Origin of the sequence: Nocardia sp. NPDC050630, assembly GCF_044457245.1 — a bacterium.
In the GTDB taxonomy this organism is placed as follows: domain Bacteria; phylum Actinomycetota; class Actinomycetes; order Mycobacteriales; family Mycobacteriaceae; genus Nocardia.
Genome location: NZ_JBITGN010000018.1, coordinates 114,134 through 129,696 on the forward strand (window position 1 = coordinate 114,134; position 15,563 = coordinate 129,696).

At 65.2% G+C, this 15,563-nt stretch carries 14 protein-coding genes and 1 tRNA gene; 7 read left to right on the forward strand and 8 right to left on the reverse strand.

The features are described from left to right. Positions 1–7: 7 nt before the first annotated feature. From acpM to aceE, 4 genes are all read right to left on the reverse strand, one after another. On the reverse strand, positions 8–307 hold the full coding sequence (acpM, locus tag ACIBG0_RS33075) for a meromycolate extension acyl carrier protein AcpM (RefSeq protein ID WP_014982996.1): 300 nt from the start codon (positions 305–307) through the stop codon (positions 8–10). A 122-nt stretch (positions 308–429) separates the two neighbouring features. Beyond that, positions 430–1,344 carry an ACP S-malonyltransferase gene (locus ACIBG0_RS33080; protein ID WP_397037972.1) on the reverse strand — a complete coding sequence of 305 codons (915 nt, stop codon included), beginning with the start codon at positions 1,342–1,344 and terminating at the stop codon, positions 430–432. Between the two features lie 128 nt (positions 1,345–1,472). Beyond that, positions 1,473–2,807: a PucR family transcriptional regulator gene (locus ACIBG0_RS33085; RefSeq protein WP_397037973.1), complete on the reverse strand. Its 1,335-nt coding sequence runs from the start codon at positions 2,805–2,807 to the stop codon at positions 1,473–1,475. A gap of 11 nt (positions 2,808–2,818) precedes the next feature. Continuing rightward, a complete protein-coding gene (aceE, locus tag ACIBG0_RS33090) occupies positions 2,819–5,638 on the reverse strand; it encodes a pyruvate dehydrogenase (acetyl-transferring), homodimeric type (RefSeq protein WP_397038035.1) in 2,820 nt (939 codons plus the stop codon). Between the two features lie 297 nt (positions 5,639–5,935). Here aceE and ACIBG0_RS33095 point away from each other — a divergent pair, with 297 nt between their 5' ends. The 6 genes from ACIBG0_RS33095 to ACIBG0_RS33120 all read left to right on the forward strand — a co-directional run bounded on the left by ACIBG0_RS33095 (position 5,936) and on the right by ACIBG0_RS33120 (position 10,402). Beyond that, entirely contained in the window at positions 5,936–6,493 is a 558-nt protein-coding gene (locus ACIBG0_RS33095) for a hypothetical protein (protein ID WP_397037975.1), read from the forward strand. Positions 6,494–6,652: 159 nt separating this feature from the next. Further along, positions 6,653–7,075 (forward strand): DUF3052 domain-containing protein, encoded by a 423-nt coding sequence (locus tag ACIBG0_RS33100; RefSeq protein ID WP_040688342.1) that lies wholly within the window; start codon positions 6,653–6,655, stop codon positions 7,073–7,075. 71 nt (positions 7,076–7,146) lie between these two features. Beyond that, positions 7,147–7,626, forward strand: coding sequence for a peroxiredoxin (locus ACIBG0_RS33105; RefSeq protein WP_397037977.1), 480 nt, complete (start codon positions 7,147–7,149; stop codon positions 7,624–7,626). Positions 7,627–7,658: 32 nt separating this feature from the next. Next, positions 7,659–7,730 (forward strand) — tRNA-Val (locus tag ACIBG0_RS33110). Between the two features lie 213 nt (positions 7,731–7,943). After that, the gene (locus ACIBG0_RS33115; RefSeq protein ID WP_397037978.1) at positions 7,944–8,630 is read left to right on the forward strand and encodes a hypothetical protein; all 687 of its coding nucleotides are present in this window, start codon (positions 7,944–7,946) and stop codon (positions 8,628–8,630) included. 527 nt (positions 8,631–9,157) lie between these two features. Further along, positions 9,158–10,402, forward strand: a complete 1,245-nt coding sequence (locus tag ACIBG0_RS33120) for an NAD(P)/FAD-dependent oxidoreductase (protein ID WP_397037979.1) — start codon at positions 9,158–9,160, stop codon at positions 10,400–10,402. Positions 10,403–10,616: 214 nt separating this feature from the next. Here ACIBG0_RS33120 and ACIBG0_RS33125 read toward each other — a convergent pair whose 3' ends face one another. The 3 genes from ACIBG0_RS33125 to ACIBG0_RS33135 all read right to left on the reverse strand — a co-directional run bounded on the left by ACIBG0_RS33125 (position 10,617) and on the right by ACIBG0_RS33135 (position 11,898). Then, positions 10,617–11,351, reverse strand: a complete 735-nt coding sequence (locus ACIBG0_RS33125; protein WP_397037981.1) for a hypothetical protein — start codon at positions 11,349–11,351, stop codon at positions 10,617–10,619. A gap of 101 nt (positions 11,352–11,452) precedes the next feature. After that, complete coding sequence (locus tag ACIBG0_RS33130) at positions 11,453–11,608, reverse strand: hypothetical protein (protein ID WP_397037982.1); 156 nt, start codon at positions 11,606–11,608, stop codon at positions 11,453–11,455. Continuing rightward, positions 11,605–11,898, reverse strand: coding sequence for a hypothetical protein (locus ACIBG0_RS33135; protein ID WP_397037983.1), 294 nt, complete (start codon positions 11,896–11,898; stop codon positions 11,605–11,607). Before ACIBG0_RS33135 ends, ACIBG0_RS33130 begins: the two co-directional genes overlap by 4 nt. Positions 11,899–12,056: 158 nt before the next feature. Here ACIBG0_RS33135 and ACIBG0_RS33140 point away from each other — a divergent pair, with 158 nt between their 5' ends. After that, a complete protein-coding gene (locus ACIBG0_RS33140; protein ID WP_397037984.1) occupies positions 12,057–13,205 on the forward strand; it encodes a helix-turn-helix domain-containing protein in 1,149 nt (382 codons plus the stop codon). Between the two features lie 217 nt (positions 13,206–13,422). Here the strand turns inward: ACIBG0_RS33140 and ACIBG0_RS33145 are convergent, their stop codons facing one another. Further along, positions 13,423–15,225: a serine/threonine-protein kinase PknD gene (locus ACIBG0_RS33145; RefSeq protein ID WP_397037985.1), complete on the reverse strand. Its 1,803-nt coding sequence runs from the start codon at positions 15,223–15,225 to the stop codon at positions 13,423–13,425. Positions 15,226–15,563: the final 338 nt, after the last annotated feature.

Sequence of the window (15,563 nt, forward strand, 5' to 3'; positions counted from 1 at the left end):
GTCGGCCCTACTCGGCGTCGAACTTGGCCTTGAGCTCCGCGGCCGCGTCAGCGTTCTCGGCCTCGAGCTTCTGGATGTAGGCGACAGCGTCGCCGACCGTCTTCAGGCTGGCCAGATCCTCGTCCGGGATCTTCACGCCGTACTTGTCCTCGGTCTGAACCGCGATCTCGACCATGGACAGCGAGTCGATGTCCAGGTCATCGACGAAGGACTTCTCGATCGTCACCTCGGAGGGCTCGATACCGGTCACCTCTTCGATGATCTTGCCGAGTTCCTCGACGATTTGTTCCTGGGTCAGAGCGGCCACTTCGTGGCTCCCTTCTTATCTACTTTGTAGGGCTTCACTGTTGTTTTTCGAATCGAGCGAGCCGATGGTTACCGTCCGCTCGGTCACGATCGCGTATTTGATTACACGGTCGCGGGGGAAAGCTAGCCGGAAATGGTGAGTCCGGCCAACGCGGGGAGGTCTTCGGGGGTCTTCAGGGCCAGTGTCGGTGTGCCCTTCAGTTCCCGTTTTGCGATGCCGACGAGCGTGCCCGCCGGCGGCAGCTCCGCCACTGCCGACACCGCCGCTGCACGGACGGTCTCGGTGCACAGATCCCACCGGACGGGCCGGGTGACCTGCGCCGCGAGCTTAGCGACAGCATCGGCCCCGGAGGTAACCGGCTTGCCGTCGAAGTTCGAAAGCAGGGTTCTGGTCGGTTCGTTCGGCGCGATCTTGGATATGGCGTCCGTCACAGCATCCTGAGCCGGAGCCATGAACACGGTGTGGAACGCACCCGCGACGGGCAACGCACGTACCCGCGCCTTCTCAGGCGGGTTGGCGGCGAGTTCCGCCAGGGCGGTCAAACGTCCGGCGGCCACGATCTGACCCGCGGCATTGCGGTTGGCCGGGACGAGTTCGAGCTCTTCGAGCCGGGCGAGCACGGCGGCCTCATCACCACCGAGCACGGCGGACATGCCGGTCGGCTCCAGTGCGCACGCCTTGGCCATCTCCGCACCGCGGATGGCGGCCAATCGCACCGCATCGTCGGCGGAGATGACTCCGGCGACCGCTGCGGCGGCGAGTTCACCGACCGAATGCCCAGCGACGATAGTATCGGCCGGAAGTGAATCCGACTCGATTTCCGCGAAAGCCAGCAGTGCGGCCGCGGCGACAAGCGGCTGGGTCACGGCGGTATCGGTGATCTCCTCCGCCGTCGCGGTGGTGCCGAGCCGAACCAGATCCAGGCCGGAGGCCTTGGACCAGAGGGCGAGGCGATCAGTCGCGCCGGGAAGGTCGAGCCAAGGCGCGAGCATGCCGGGTGTCTGGGACCCCTGTCCTGGGGCGAACAACGCGATCACACTCTCTAGACAACACTGTGAGGTGTGCCGCACGAGATGTCGACGCGAATGAACCTTGCCGAGCGCTTTTGTGGGAGTCCCACAAAAGCGCATGTGGGGTGTTCCGATCGACCGTTGCGCTGGATGCGTTACAGGCCTTCGTGCCCTACCGGGAATTGAGTGACTTCTGGGGTAGAAGTTGACGATTCGTTACGAGTTCGTGTCAAACGACCTACTGTGGCGGCAATCTGGAGCACATACGCATCCCGCGGATTCATCGGATCCCGACCGGTGATCTCCGCTATCCGCTTGAGGCGATAGCGCACCGTATTTGGATGAACGTACAGCTGACGCGCACACGTCTCGACCGCTCCACCGCAATCCAGATAGGCCTCGAGAGTGTCGGCCAGCGCCGATCCGGCGGCAGCCAACGGTAGGACAAGATACTCGTTCAAGGCGTCGATTGCAGCTCGGTCGCCCAACAGGGCGCGCTCCGGTAACAATTCGGCAGCGTGCACCGGTCGCGGAGCCCCGCGCCAGCCGACAACGGCCTCCATTCCGGCCAGTGCCTCCACCGCGCTGGCATGCGCGGCGCCGAGGGTGCGCATGGTCGGGCCGATCACCACGGGACCGTCGGAGAACACCTCGGCCAGCAGATCCGCGAGAAAGGGGGAGGCATAAGAGGTATCGCCCAGATTCCCGCTGACCACCATCACCAGCCGCGACCCCTGGACCACGGCCAGCGCCGCACGTCCGTGCCGCGCGGCGATGGTGTGCACCGCGCCGACCATCGAAACGCCCTGATCCCCCGGCGGCGTACCGACCAGCACCGTCGCCGGTGCGGTGGCGTCCCAGTTCAGGGTCGCGGCCCGCGAGAGCATGTCCGGGCCGGTATCGCCGCGCACGACCGCGTCCACGACCAGCGCCTCGAGGCGGGTATCCCATGCGCCGCGGGATTCCGCGGCGCTCGCGTACACCGAGGCGGCGGCGAATCCGAGCTCGCGCCCGTAGCGCAGCACCGCCTCGGTGAGTGCGACCAGCTGCCGGTCGTTGCGCGCGAGCGCGGGCAGCCATTGTTCGAAGAACTCCATGGCCACGCGGACCATGTCCACGGTCTGGCGCAGCGTCAACCGCCGTGCCAGATCCTGCGGGATCACTTGGAAGGCATCCAGGCTGAACCGGATATCGCTATCGGGATCCTGGAGCCATTCCAGGAAGTTCACCACCGCGGTCTGCACCAGCATCTGCACGCCCGCGCGTTGCGCGGCATCCAAATCGGCGAAGAACGGCAACCGATCCTGCATCGACCCGACCGCCTCGGTGGAGAGGCGTCCGGAGAACTGCTTCACGCGTTTGAGCAGCGTGTCCGGCAGCGGGTCGCGGGTTTGCCGGTTCGGGGAGAGCGCGCCCGTCGGCAGATACACCTCGTGCTCGGAAGAGCCCTCGGAGATCCGACGCGGCCGCGGCGGTTTACGTTCCACCATCCAATCGTCCGCTATGCCAGTTCATCTTCGGTGCCGGGAGCCGACTTCGGCGCGGCGTCGACATCATCGATGCGGTACTTGGCCGCCGCCTCGACAGCCTTGGCCGGATCGATCTTGCCGGTGCGGCCCAATGCTGCCAGGGCCGCCACCACGATCGACTGCGCATCGACGTTGTAGACCCGGCGCGCGGCGGGGCGGGTATCGGAGAAACCGAAACCGTCCGTGCCGAGCGTGGTGAAGTCACCGGGCACCCACTTGCGCACCTGATCCGGCACCGCGCGCATCCAGTCCGTCGCGGCCACATACGGACCATCGACCCGGGCCAGCGCCTGGGTGATGTACGGGACGCCCGCATCGGTGCCCGGGTTGCGCAGCTGGGCGATCTCCTTGTCGAGTGCCTCCTTGCGCAGCTCACCCCACGATGTCACCGACCAGACATCGGCCTGCACACCCCACTCCTCGGCGAGCAGCGCCTGGGCGCGCACGCCATCGGGCACCGTGACACCCGAGACCAGGATCTGAGCCCGCACATCGCCCGCACCGCCGGGCTTGTACAGATAAATGCCCTTGAGCAGCCCGGCGATATCGAGATCATCGGGCTCGGCGGGCTGTACATACGGCTCGTTGTAGAGGGTGATGTAGTAGAAGACGTCCTCGCCGCCGAAGCCGCCAGCCGATCCGTGCGGATGCGTGCCGGGTATTGCGCCGGGACCGGGCTCCGAAGTGCCGCCGCCATACATGCGACGCAGACCATCCCGCACGATATGCGCGATCTCGAAGGAGAACGCCGGATCGTAGGTCACCACGGCCGGGTTGGTGGAGGCCAGCAGCAGCGAGTGGCCGTCGTTGTGCTGCAGACCCTCACCGGTCAGCGTGGTTCGCCCGGCGGTTGCGCCGAGTACGAAGCCCCGCGCCAATTGATCCGCGGCCGCCCACAATCCGTCGCCGGTGCGCTGGAAACCGAACATCGAGTAGAAGATGTACAGCGGGATCATCGGCTCGCCGTGGGTGGCGTACGAAGTGCCCGCGGCGGTGAACGATGCGGTCGATCCGGCCTCGTTGATGCCTTCGTGCAGAATCTGCCCGACGGCACTCTCTTTGTAGGCAAGCATCAATTCCGCGTCCACGGAGGTGTACAACTGCCCGTTGCGGTTGTAGATCTTCAACGAAGGGAACCACGAGTCCATACCGAAGGTACGGGCCTCGTCCGGAATGATCGGCACGATCCGCTTGCCGATCTCCTTATCCCGCAACAGCTCCTTCATGAGCCGAACCAGGGCCATGGTGGTGGCCACGTTCTGCTTGCCGGAACCCTTGCGCACCGACTTGTACGCCTCGTCCCCGGGAAGTTGCAGCGGCTTTGCCGCAGTACGCCGTTCGGGCAGGAAGCCGCCGAGTGCCTTGCGGCGATCGAGCATGTACTGGATTTCGCGCGCCTCCATACCCGGGTGGTAGTACGGGGGCAGGTAGGGATCCTTCTCCAGTTCGGCATCGGAGATCGGAATCCGCTGCAGGTCACGGAAGTCCTTGAGATCCTGCAGGGTCAGCTTCTTCATCTGGTGCGTGGCATTGCGTCCCTCGAAATGCTTGCCGAGGGTGTAGCCCTTGATGGTCTTGGCCAGGATCACCGTCGGCTGACCCTTGTGTGCCATCGCGGCCGCATAGGCGGCGTAGACCTTGCGGTAGTCGTGACCGCCGCGCTTGAGGTTCCAGATCTCTTGATCCGTGAGGTCCTGGACCAGGGCCTTGGTGCGCGGGTCGCGGCCGAAGAAGTGGTCGCGGACGTAGGCGCCGTCATTGGCCTTGTAGGTCTGGTAGTCGCCGTCGGCGGTGGTGTTCATCAGGTTCACCAACGCGCCGTCGCGATCGGCGCCGAGCAGCGCGTCCCACTCCCGGCCCCAGATGACCTTGATGACATTCCAGCCCGCGCCACGGAAGAACGATTCCAATTCCTGGATGATCTTGCCGTTTCCGCGCACCGGGCCGTCGAGGCGCTGCAGGTTGCAGTTGATCACGAAGGTCAGGTTGTCCAGTCCCTCGTTGGCCGCCACCTGGATCAAGCCGCGCGACTCCGGCTCGTCCATCTCACCGTCGCCGAGGAACGCCCAGACATGCTGATCGGAGGTGTCCTTGATGCCGCGGTCGTGCAGGTAGTGGTTGAACCGCGCCTGGTAGATGGCGTTCATCGGGCCGAGGCCCATGGACACCGTCGGGAACTCCCAGAAGTCGTTCAGCAGCCGCGGATGCGGATACGACGGCAGGCCGTGGCCCGGACCGCCGTGGCTGTACTCCTGCCGGAAGCCATCCATCCGGTCGGTACTCAACCGGCCCTCGAGGAAGGCGCGGGCGTAGATGCCCGGCGAGGCGTGACCCTGGATGAAGATCGAATCGCCCCCGCCGGGATGATCCTTGCCGCGGAAGAAGTGGTTGAAGCCGACCTCGTAGAGCGCCGCCGAGGAGGCGTAGGTCGAGATATGGCCGCCGACACCGATCCCGGGGCGCTGCGCCCGGTGCACCATGATCGCCGCGTTCCAGCGGATCCAGGCACGGAAGCGTCGCTCCACCTCTTCGTCGCCGGGGAACCACGGCTCGTTCTCGGTGGGGATGGTGTTGACGTAATCGGTGGAGGTCAGGGATGGAATGGCGACCCTGCGCTCACCGGCGCGTTCCAACAGCCGGAGCATGAGGTAACGCGCGCGGCCCGGACCTTCCCGGTCGAGCATGTCATCGAACGATTCGAGCCATTCGGAGGTTTCCTCCGGGTCGATGTCCGGTAGATAGGACGCCACCCCTTCGCGGATAACCCGCACCCGCCCGCCGGAAGGCGGCACCTGCGGTCCGTTCGGATCACGCGGCGCGGAGTCGGTGCCAGCGGATTTCGCTGGCGCGGAAGAGTGGATCAGGTCGGTCAAATCTGCTCCTCGTACAGGGGTGGACAAGCTGATAGGCGTCTGTTTCCCCGGGCGGCACACTTGGTTGGCGGACCACCCGTTTTACGAAAGGTTCGGGCGCACCTCCATCCTTGCGGAAGATGTGGCCCAGGTCATCATGTCAGGGGCATCTGCAGTACGGTTCCGCAGGGAACGTGAGTCGAGGACCGCCGGTGAAACAGAGAGGCACGGAGGACAATGAAGGTGCTGGACCCACGCGGGTTCGCAGCAGTGTGCGCGGCAACGGCGGTCGTGGTCGGCCTGACCATCGCCGGTTGCGCGAAACACGTTGACGGCGTTGCCAATCCGAATGCCTCGGAGCTAGCGTCCTACAAGACCGAGGCGGCCTCTTCCTCCGCGGCGGCGACCTCCTCGCGCAAGGCCGCGGCACAGGCCCAGGCGATCAGCGACAATTGCGGTCAATTCCCCACAACCACGGGTGTCGGCGTTTCGAAGTACAACGAATTCGTCGATGCCCACGATGCGAACGCCGCAGACTACAACGCCAAGCGCGATACCGCCGCCCAAACCCTCGAAGACGCCGCGACCAAGGTCGAGACCGGGGTGAACAACGCCAACGGCGCACTGCCCCCGGACCTGCAGGCCAAATTCGCCGAATACGTCGCTGCCGCACGACAGCTCGCCGCGGAGACCCGCAAGATGACCTACACCGCCCCCGTCGGCGCGCTCAACGAGGCGAGCAAGCGGGTCAACGACGCACGCAATGCGGTCAAGGACGCCTGCCCCAAACGCTGAATTCGTCCCACGAACCGGGGGCCGGTGGCGAAAATCGGCCAACGACACGAGGTTGTCATACGACATTCCATGGGTATTTCGTCCGATCAGCTTGCGCTCGAGGCGATAACCATGTTCGCTTGCAACTACCTATTGTCTGGAGTTGAGGAGGACACCACCGTGGTCGCCGCGGCGGACGCGCAGAACTACGCTCAGAAGCTTGGCATTACACACGGCATGGTTGTCCAGGAGCTGGGCTGGGACGAGGACACCGATGACGACCTGCGGGCCGACGTCGAAGAGGCCAGCGGTGGGGAGATGGTCGACGAAGACTCCGACGAGGTAGTCGACGCTGTCCTGCTGTGGTGGCGAGAAGGCGACGGCGACCTAGCGGATGAACTGATGGAAGTCATCAGTCCGCTGGCCGACGAAGGCTTCATTTGGGTGCTCACTCCCAAGACCGGGCAACCTGGTCATGTCGATCCGAGCGATATCGCCGAAGCGGCACCCACGGCGGGTTTGACGCAAACATCGGCGATCAGCCTCGGTGCCTGGTCCGGCAGCCGCCTCGTGCAGCCCAAGGCACCCTCGAAACAGCGCTGACCGCTTTCGCTATGGTTTCGCCGGGCGGTGTTTCACCGCCCGGTGAAGCCCGACACGATGGAGGATCAGTGATGCCAGTCGAGCTCGGCCCGCTGGAAGTCGGCACGCTCGCGCCGGATTTCACACTCAAGGATCAGAACAACCAGGACGTCACGCTCTCGGACTACCGCGGCAAGAAGAACGTGCTGATCGTGTTCTATCCGCTCGCCTTCACCGGCATCTGCCAGGGTGAGCTGTGCAAGGTCCGCGACGAGTTGCCCAAATTCCAGAACGACGCCGCCGAAATCCTCGCCATCTCGGTCGGCCCGCCACCCACCCACAAGATCTGGGCAGCCGAACAGGGCTACATCTTCCCGCTCCTGTCCGACTTCTGGCCACACGGCGCCGTCGCCCAGTCCTACGGCGTCTTCAACCAGAAATCCGGCTACCCCAACCGCGGCACCTTCGTCGTAGACCGCGACGGCATCATCCGCTTCGCCGAAATGAACGGCCCCGGAGAGCCCCGTGACCAGGCGGCTTGGGAGAAAGCGCTCGCCGCGCTAGAGTCCTAGACCGGCCCGTCGGTCACCCACCGACGGATCCCGGGCGTATAGCTCAGTGGTAGAGCTCTGGTTTTACACACCAGCGGTCGGGGGTTCGAACCCCTCTGCGCCCACAAAAGAAGATCGAGATCAGCTCTCACCAGGCACTACGCCAAATCCGTTGGTTTTCGGCGATTACTACCGGCACACCTGCTTGGGGGTCTCGCGCGGCACCTTCTAGAAGCACGTCCCCGGACTCCGCAGCGGCGGCCGGGTGGCCATCGAGAAGTGACCACCCTCTCGCGCGTCTGGCCCTTCGAGGACCAGGTGCCACGTAAGTTGAGCTCGTGGAAGACGAGACCTCTACGCCGAGGATTCCTCGAGAGTCCGCCGGTCCGGCCGAACCTTCGCTGCCAGCGTCCTCGTTCGACCTGGCAGCACTTCAGCGCGATCTGCGGATCGCGACACGGAACGGGCGATACGCACTGGTCACCGCAGTTGCTGCAGCTGTGATTTCGGCTGGAATATCAGCGTGGGCATCCACCAGTGTGAAGAGCACGGAGATGAACCGACAGGAGCACTTCGCCGCAGCGCAGGCGGTGCGGAAGGATCGTCGTGAGGTGTATGTGGAGTATGTCGCTTCTGTTATGGACCTCGCCGGCCAGCTGACGCTGATCAGTGCCTCGTTGAGCGCCCATCCACCCGACCGTGCAACTATCGCAGCGGGATTGAACAAGCTTCCAGAACCCATACAATCGCATTTGCGCGCGGAAGCCGCAGTGCGGATCGTGGGCAGCGAGATGGGCCCCTTCCTCGCCCGCCGGGACCGCGCGCTGACGGCTTTGATGTCTGAACCCGGCTCCTCCTTGGCGGTGGTCAAAAGCCACCTCGAGCATCATTCGGGCGCACTCACAGATGACGACGAGTGGCGCCGGGTCGCGACTGCGGGGATCACGGCGATCGAGAAGTTCCTGAAAGACACCAGCATCGACGAGATCGCCGAACGGGCGCGGGCAGACCTGGGGTCTGGATGATCCGATGGCGACGACGCGATGAAGGCGTTAGCCGGATTCGTCGGCCTACCGCGACAACTGCGAACGGATAGCTGCGGGCCGCCGCCATTCTTCCCGCGATACCCATAGAGGAACTGCTACCTACCGCTCCGCTGCGCCAACGCTTGCCCGGCCCTGACCGCCGACAACATAGGTCATCGGCGGTCAGAACCGTATCGGGACCCCGAGAGTCGTGCCGCGGAAACTCTGGCAACGGAAAGGTGTCGGTCAGGCGACCGCGAGTTCGATAGCTCGCGGCGGCAACGCATAGCCCTCCAGGACGATGAACAGAAGCAGTGCATTGTTCGGCGGATGGTGACCAGACGGGACACCATGGGCGCGGGGTTCGAATGGAGCTAGATGTGGTGGGCTCGTGACGTTGGTTCCACAATGGCGATTCGAGGACGAGTTGTTCGGGTGGACGGATCGCTGGTTCACGCACCAACGAAGTACCGCAGCAGGCGACCGCTGACACCAATCTCATGAGACAACACAAATAGAATGACCAGGTGCAGCGAGCTGCAGCGAGAGATTCTTCGCGGGTCGTGGTGCTCGGGTCCGGGTTTGCGGGTCTGTGGGCGGCGCTCGGGGCGGCGCGGCGGCTTGATGAGCTCGGTGTGGCGGTCGGAACCGTTGAGATCACAATGATCAGTTCCACGCCGTACCACGACATCCGCGTGCGCGATTATGAGACCGATCTGAGCACCTGCCGCATCCCTCTGAGCGCTCTTCTCGATCCGGTCGGAATCACGCACATTATCGGCGAAGTGACGGCGATTGATGCTCTGGCGCGGGTTGTGGAATCCACCGCGGGGACTCATGGCTACGACCGACTGGTGCTCGCGTTGGGCAGCCAGGTGGTCAAGCCCGATATCCCTGGCCTGCGGGAGTTCGGTTTCGACATCGACACCCATGATGCGGCGATCGGACTGCAAGCCCACCTGCGGCGGCTCGGAAAGGGCCCCGCTGACGCGGCGGCCGCGACAGTAGTCGTCGTCGGTGCGGGTTTGACCGGAATTGAAGAAGCGACTGGGCTGCCCGCGATGCTCGCCGACGCCTTCGCGACACGCGCTGTCGCACCGCGGGTCATTCTGATCGACCACAACCCCTTCGTCGGCTCGGACATGGGCGCGTCGGCGCGACCGGTCATCGAGGCTGCGCTGGCTCGCATCGGGATCGAGACCAAGTTGGGCGTCAGGGTCGTCGCCATCGACGAGCGCGGCGTGACGCTCTCCTCGGGTGAAGTGGTGACCGCTGCCACCGTCGTCTGGTGTGCCGGCATGCGGGCCAACCCGCTGACGGCGGACTTCGGAATCGACCGCGACCGGCTGGGTCGACTACCCGTCGACGATTATCTGCGGGTCTGCGGTGTGCCAGGGGTATTCGCCGCCGGTGACGTCGCCACCGCGAAAATGGACGACGAGCATATGTCGGTGATGTCCTGCCAACACAGCCGCCCGATGGGTCGATGGGCGGGATACAACGTCATCGGCGATCTTCTGGGCAAGCCCATGAAGCCGTTGCGGATCCCTTGGTATGTAACGGTTCTCGATCTGGGACCGGCAGGCGCGGTATACACCGAGGGCTGGGAGCGCCACGTGGTCGCCTGCGGTGCGGAGGCCAAAGACACCAAGCGCGCCATCAACACCCGGCGTATCTATCCTCCATTGAGCCGCGACCGCGACGCATTGCTGGCCGCCGCCGCGCCCGAACTGCAGGCCGCGCCCGAGCACGGACCCGAGTCCACCCATTGACGACCAATCGCGCTGAAGGATAAAGAATCCGACAGAAGAGGCAACGATCTCGGTGGTGACGGCTGCCTTCCGCGCAGCACGTGTCTTGCCCCCGCGCTCGAAAACCGAAGGTTCTTACAAATACATCGCCGACCGACCGCACCCGATGCCCGCATGTGTGGGTGCGGACCACCCACTGTGAACGTGCCGACCACGCCCGACCGAGCTCCGCGGTTCAGCTACAGACGCCGAGTGCGCCGGTCCAGCTGGCGGTGTCGATACCGGCGCGCCTGGCCAGTGCGAACATGGCGGCGAGGTCGTTGTCGGTGCGCGGTTCGGGATCGGTCTCGGGGTACTGCTGCGCCTGCAATCGCACCATGGCCTCGGCGAAGGATCGAAGTCCGTTGTCGGTGAGAACGCCACGCTCGGCGTCGTCGAGCAGTTGGTCACACAACTCCCGCATACCGGCGTCGGTGGCATAGAACTCCAGCCGTTCGGCGATCTCGCCGACCGCGCCCGCCCGTGTCGTCAAAGCTGATATGCCGCAGTCGAGTCCGTCGTCGGCCAGATCGTCCGGGTAGGGCACCCGGTGCCAGGCCCCCTCGTCGAACCAGTAGATGCAGCCGACCATATAGTCATCGATCAGGCCCTGCAGGTAGTGCCGTGGCACCCATTCCGGCGCGCCGGCCAGGAGGTCGATCGCGGGCTCGTACCGCTTGACCTCGCTCGATTCGTCCTCCCCGACGAGCACCGCGCGGCCGTCGCCGAACCACTTCAGCACCCACCAGGTGCAACCGCAGTCGTCCCAGTGCAGGCCGTCGTCGTCGATCCAGTATCCCGAACGATGTTGCGGCAGCTCGCGCTCCTCGTCACGGTCGTAGGTCGCGATCGCTACGGCTGCCCACCGCGCCCACAGCACTCGCGCGTCCGGCAGGTCGTCGGGGTGCCCGGGCCGGTGTAGCTTCGCCAATGTTGTTCTCCTGGTTCGGGGTTCCGTGTCAGCGTAGCCTTGGGGTAGGCCGATATGTCATGGGAGGCAGAGACGCAAACGCCATCGTCGTCGACGGCGGCCTATCGTCCGTCTTCGTCCTCTATGCGCTGCCGAATCGCCTGCACCGTGCGATCTTTCGGGATGCGCTCGGGCCAGAAGATCACCGCTAACACCACGGTCAGGGGCAGCCCGAGCACGATCACCCACCCGAGCATGATCCACATGTCGGCACTCATCGGCGCACTCCGCCGATGAGCGACCAGCGTGCGAAAGTCTCACGTGGGCAAGCGCATTCGATGTCGCACGTACCCATCAGTCGATTCAGTGTCGCCGCGTCGATATGGCCGCAACTCGGGCGCAAAACCACGTCGGTGCCCGATGCCTCAGCCTGTTCGGCCAGACTCAGCGCCGAACCCGTGTCGGCCCAGCGCAGCACGTACCCCAACCGGCGCGCCAAGCGGCGCACTTGGGCCGAGTCCCATTCGGGTACCGGCGAACACGGGTCTATCCAGCCGAGCGCGTCCATGCCGCAGCCCTCCTGTCGTTGGCAAGCTCCCACCGCCGAGGACTTCGCATCACCCGGCAGCGGGGCTGAAAAAGACGCTAGGCGTGCGGCTTTGGGGAATGGAGTACTTCGACGGCTACAAGCGTCTACAGCCGGACTACGCACGTTAGGCTGGTCTTATGGACGAGTCGGACGCCGTTACCGGTGCCCGGCTGCGCGCTGCGCGCGAGGCGGCGAGGCTCAGCCTGTCCGCGCTGGCGGCGCGAACTCACTACTCCAAGGCATTGCTCGGCCTGTTGGAGACCGGGCAGCGTCAGGTCAGACCGGAACACGTCCGCGCCTACGCCGATGCCTTGGGGATCGGATCAGCGCTGTTCATCGAACCATCCGATGGGGAGCAGGCAGCGGCGGAATGGATTCATCGGGTTGCCGCGTCAGACCTCGGTGGAGACACTTTGGACCGCCTGGAGCTGGCGGTGGACGACTTGGCGGCGGGGTACCCGACGACTCCGCCGGGCGAACTGCTCATACGCATCCGGCAACATCTCGGCTATGCCGGACGCCTGATGGACAGCCGCAAGACCCTGACCCAGCACCGCCGGTTACTGGTCGCGGTCGGCTGGCTGTCGCTGCTGGGCAGCACCTGCCACATCGACCTGGGCGAAACCTCCGCCGCAGCGGCGCGGGGACACCTCGCCTGGAGGCTCGCGGACGAAGCGGGAAACCGTGAGATCGCGGCATGGTGCCTGGAAACACGGGCATGGCAGCAACTGACCGGCGGTGAGTTCACGGCAGCGGCCGAGTTATCGCGCGCCGCACAGTCCCTTGCCCCGGAAAACAGTTCGGCGTTCATCCAGGCGACTGCTCAGGAGGGCCGTGCTCTGGCGCGGCTCGGGGACGGCAAAGGCACCTACGGGGCGCTGCGCAAGGTCGCCAGGATGGTATCCGGGCTGAGCACGCCAGATCGACCCGAACACCATTTCCGCTACGACCCAGCGAAATCGGATGCCTATGTGGCCACCACGCTGGCGTGGCTCGGTGATCCGGCGGCGGAGTCCTACGCTCGGCACGTACTCGCCGATTTGGCGGGGGCCGCATCCGCCCGCCCGCGTCGCATCGCGATGGCGAACCTTGACCTGGGTCTGGCGCTGGCCGCCGCCGACAAGCCTGATGAGGCGGCGGACGTGGCGCTGGCCGTGGTGACCTCGGGCAACCTGGTGCCCTCCCACTACTGGCGCATATCCGAGGTGATCTCTGGTATCGAACACCGGAATGTCGCGGACGCGGCTATGGTGCGTGAAGCGTTCCGCGACACCTACGCCGTGTAGCAACCGCAGATTCGCGTACGTTTTCTACGCCCGAGCTGCTGCTCCATTGCGCATTCGATGGAGCACGTGACCATTCCGGCCAAGCCGCCTGCCACGGGGCCGCGCCACCGCCCGCTGCCATCCCAGATTCCGAGCACTCACACATCCGCTCGCACAGCGAAGTATTTGTCATGCACCACTCCAGTTCGGAGTGTTGCGACGACCACTAGAACGGGGTTCAGCCGATCGAGAGTTTCACCACCGGATTGGAGCCCAGGTCGGTGACGTATACGTTGCCCTCCGTATCGACCGCCACACCCTGGGGATTCTTCAGGCCGGTGAATGGCAGCGGGGTCGGCGTCGACGCGCCCGCCGCCACTCTCACCACCCATTTGCTGCCCCAGTCGACGACGTATAAGTCTCCCGCCGCGTCGACCGCCATACCCTGGGGATCTTTGAGCCCAGTGACCGGCAACGTGGTCGGCGCCGACGCGCCCGCCGCCAACATCAGCACCCGCTCGGTACTCAATTCGGTGACGTATACGTTCCCCGCTGCGTCGATCGCCACCCCCTGGGGATCGTGGAGCCCCGTGAACGGCAGCGTCGTCGGCGTCGACGCGCCCGCCGCCAACATCAGCACCCGATCATTACCCCGGTCGCCGACGTACACGTCTCCCGCCGCGTCGACCGCCACACCCTGGGGATCTTTGAGCCCGGTGAACGGCAGCGGGGTCGGCGTCGACGCGCCCGCCGCCAATTTCACCACCCGATCGTTACTCGTGTCGGTGACGTATACGTTGCCCGCCGTGTCGATCGCCACCCCCTGGGGATTATTCAGGCCGGTGAACGGCAGCGGGGTCGGCGTCGACGCGCCCGCCGCCAATTCCACCACCCGATCGTTACCCATGTCGGTGACGAATACGTTGCCCGCCGCGTCGACCGCCACATCGGTGAGCAGGCTGACGCCGGAGAACGGCAGCGCAGTCTGCGACGAATAGCCCGAGCCGATAGGTGTGGGCGAGTTGCCACTGCCGCCTGATTCTCGTTGGAAACCGATGAAGACAGCCACGGCGGCCGCCACCGTAACCGCGACCGCGGCGGCGAGCAGCCCGGCGGTCTTGGGCGACAATCTGATTCGCCGCGTGTGGCGCGCAGCCACGCCCCCGGTGGTGCTGACCGCGGAACCGTCCACCACGGCGCAGGCCGCCGCTGCCAGCTCGCGCACGGTCTGGTAACGATCGTCGGGGTTTTTGGCCATTCCCTTGGCGATGACCGCATCGAACTCAGGCGGTAGATCGGGTTTAGCGGTGCTGGGACGCGGCGGCGGGGTGTGCAGGTGATGGGCGATCACACCCTGCACCCCCGCTGAGCTCGCAAACGGCGGCCGGCCGGTCAGGCACTCGTACAACACGCACGTCAACGCGTATACGTCCACTCGGGCATCGGCCTTGATCTCCGAGCCGATCTCCTCCGGCGCCATGTAGGCGATGGTGCCGATGGTCTCGCCGATCGTGGTCAGCGTACGGTCGTCGGCGGCGTGGGCGATCCCGAAGTCGATCAGGGAGGCGAACTCATCGGCCCCCAGCAGGATGTTGGTGGGTTTGACATCGCGGTGGACCAGCCCGGCGTCGTGGGCCGCCTGCAGCGCGCCGGCCACCTGGGCGATGATCGCCACTGCTCGCCGCGGCGACAATGCCCCTTCTTGCGTGATTACCTTGCGCAGGTCGGTGCCCTCGATCAAGCGCATATTCAGATAGAGCCGACCGTCGATGTCGCCGAAGTCGTGGATGGGGATCACATGCGGCTCGGTCAACTGCGCTACCGCCCGGCACTCCCGGCGGAACCGCTCGCGCAGCTGCTCGTCATCGGCGAAGCGCTCGGGCAACACCTTGAGCGCCACCACCCGGTTGGTCAGCGAATCGTGCGCCCGCCACACCTGGCCCATGCCGCCCTGCCCCAGCAGCGACAGCAGCCGATAGCGTCCGAACACCTCCGCTGGCCCCCGAGTGCCGTTCCCGCCACTCACTACCGTGTCATCCATTGTGCCGTCCCATGACCACCCGACTAAAACGGTGTACTTGCTCGCATTCCCCCTGCCCGCGAGCGGGTGGCCCCATTAGTTGATTTAGCCAGGCCGACAGTCGAGTCGGCGCTCGTATTTCCCAGCCATGCTCGAGGCGGCAAGTACGCGGCCCGGCACTGGCCGGTGCGAGTGCGCGGATCGTGTCCGGAAATCCGCCAACAAACCTGTAGCAACTCCAGCGTACCTCTGAGCCATTCGACCAACTTCGTGAATTCGGCCGTCCAACACCACTCGGATGCCGAGCCATCTCGCATAAAACGCCGGTCCGACAGCGAACCGATCACGATGCCCAGGCG

What these genes read in the sequence shown, in the direction of transcription:
- ACIBG0_RS33145 (WP_397037985.1), bottom strand. Translation starts at nt 15,225, where the DNA reads ATGGATGACACGGTAGTGAGTGGCGGGAACGGCACTCGGGGGCCAGCG.
- ACIBG0_RS33105 (WP_397037977.1), top strand. Translation starts at nt 7,147, where the DNA reads ATGCCAGTCGAGCTCGGCCCGCTGGAAGTCGGCACGCTCGCGCCGGAT.
- ACIBG0_RS33135 (WP_397037983.1), bottom strand. Translation starts at nt 11,898, where the DNA reads ATGGACGCGCTCGGCTGGATAGACCCGTGTTCGCCGGTACCCGAATGG.
- ACIBG0_RS33130 (WP_397037982.1), bottom strand. Translation starts at nt 11,608, where the DNA reads ATGAGTGCCGACATGTGGATCATGCTCGGGTGGGTGATCGTGCTCGGG.
- ACIBG0_RS33140 (WP_397037984.1), top strand. Translation starts at nt 12,057, where the DNA reads ATGGACGAGTCGGACGCCGTTACCGGTGCCCGGCTGCGCGCTGCGCGC.
- ACIBG0_RS33095 (WP_397037975.1), top strand. Translation starts at nt 5,936, where the DNA reads ATGAAGGTGCTGGACCCACGCGGGTTCGCAGCAGTGTGCGCGGCAACG.
- ACIBG0_RS33085 (WP_397037973.1), bottom strand. Translation starts at nt 2,807, where the DNA reads ATGGTGGAACGTAAACCGCCGCGGCCGCGTCGGATCTCCGAGGGCTCT.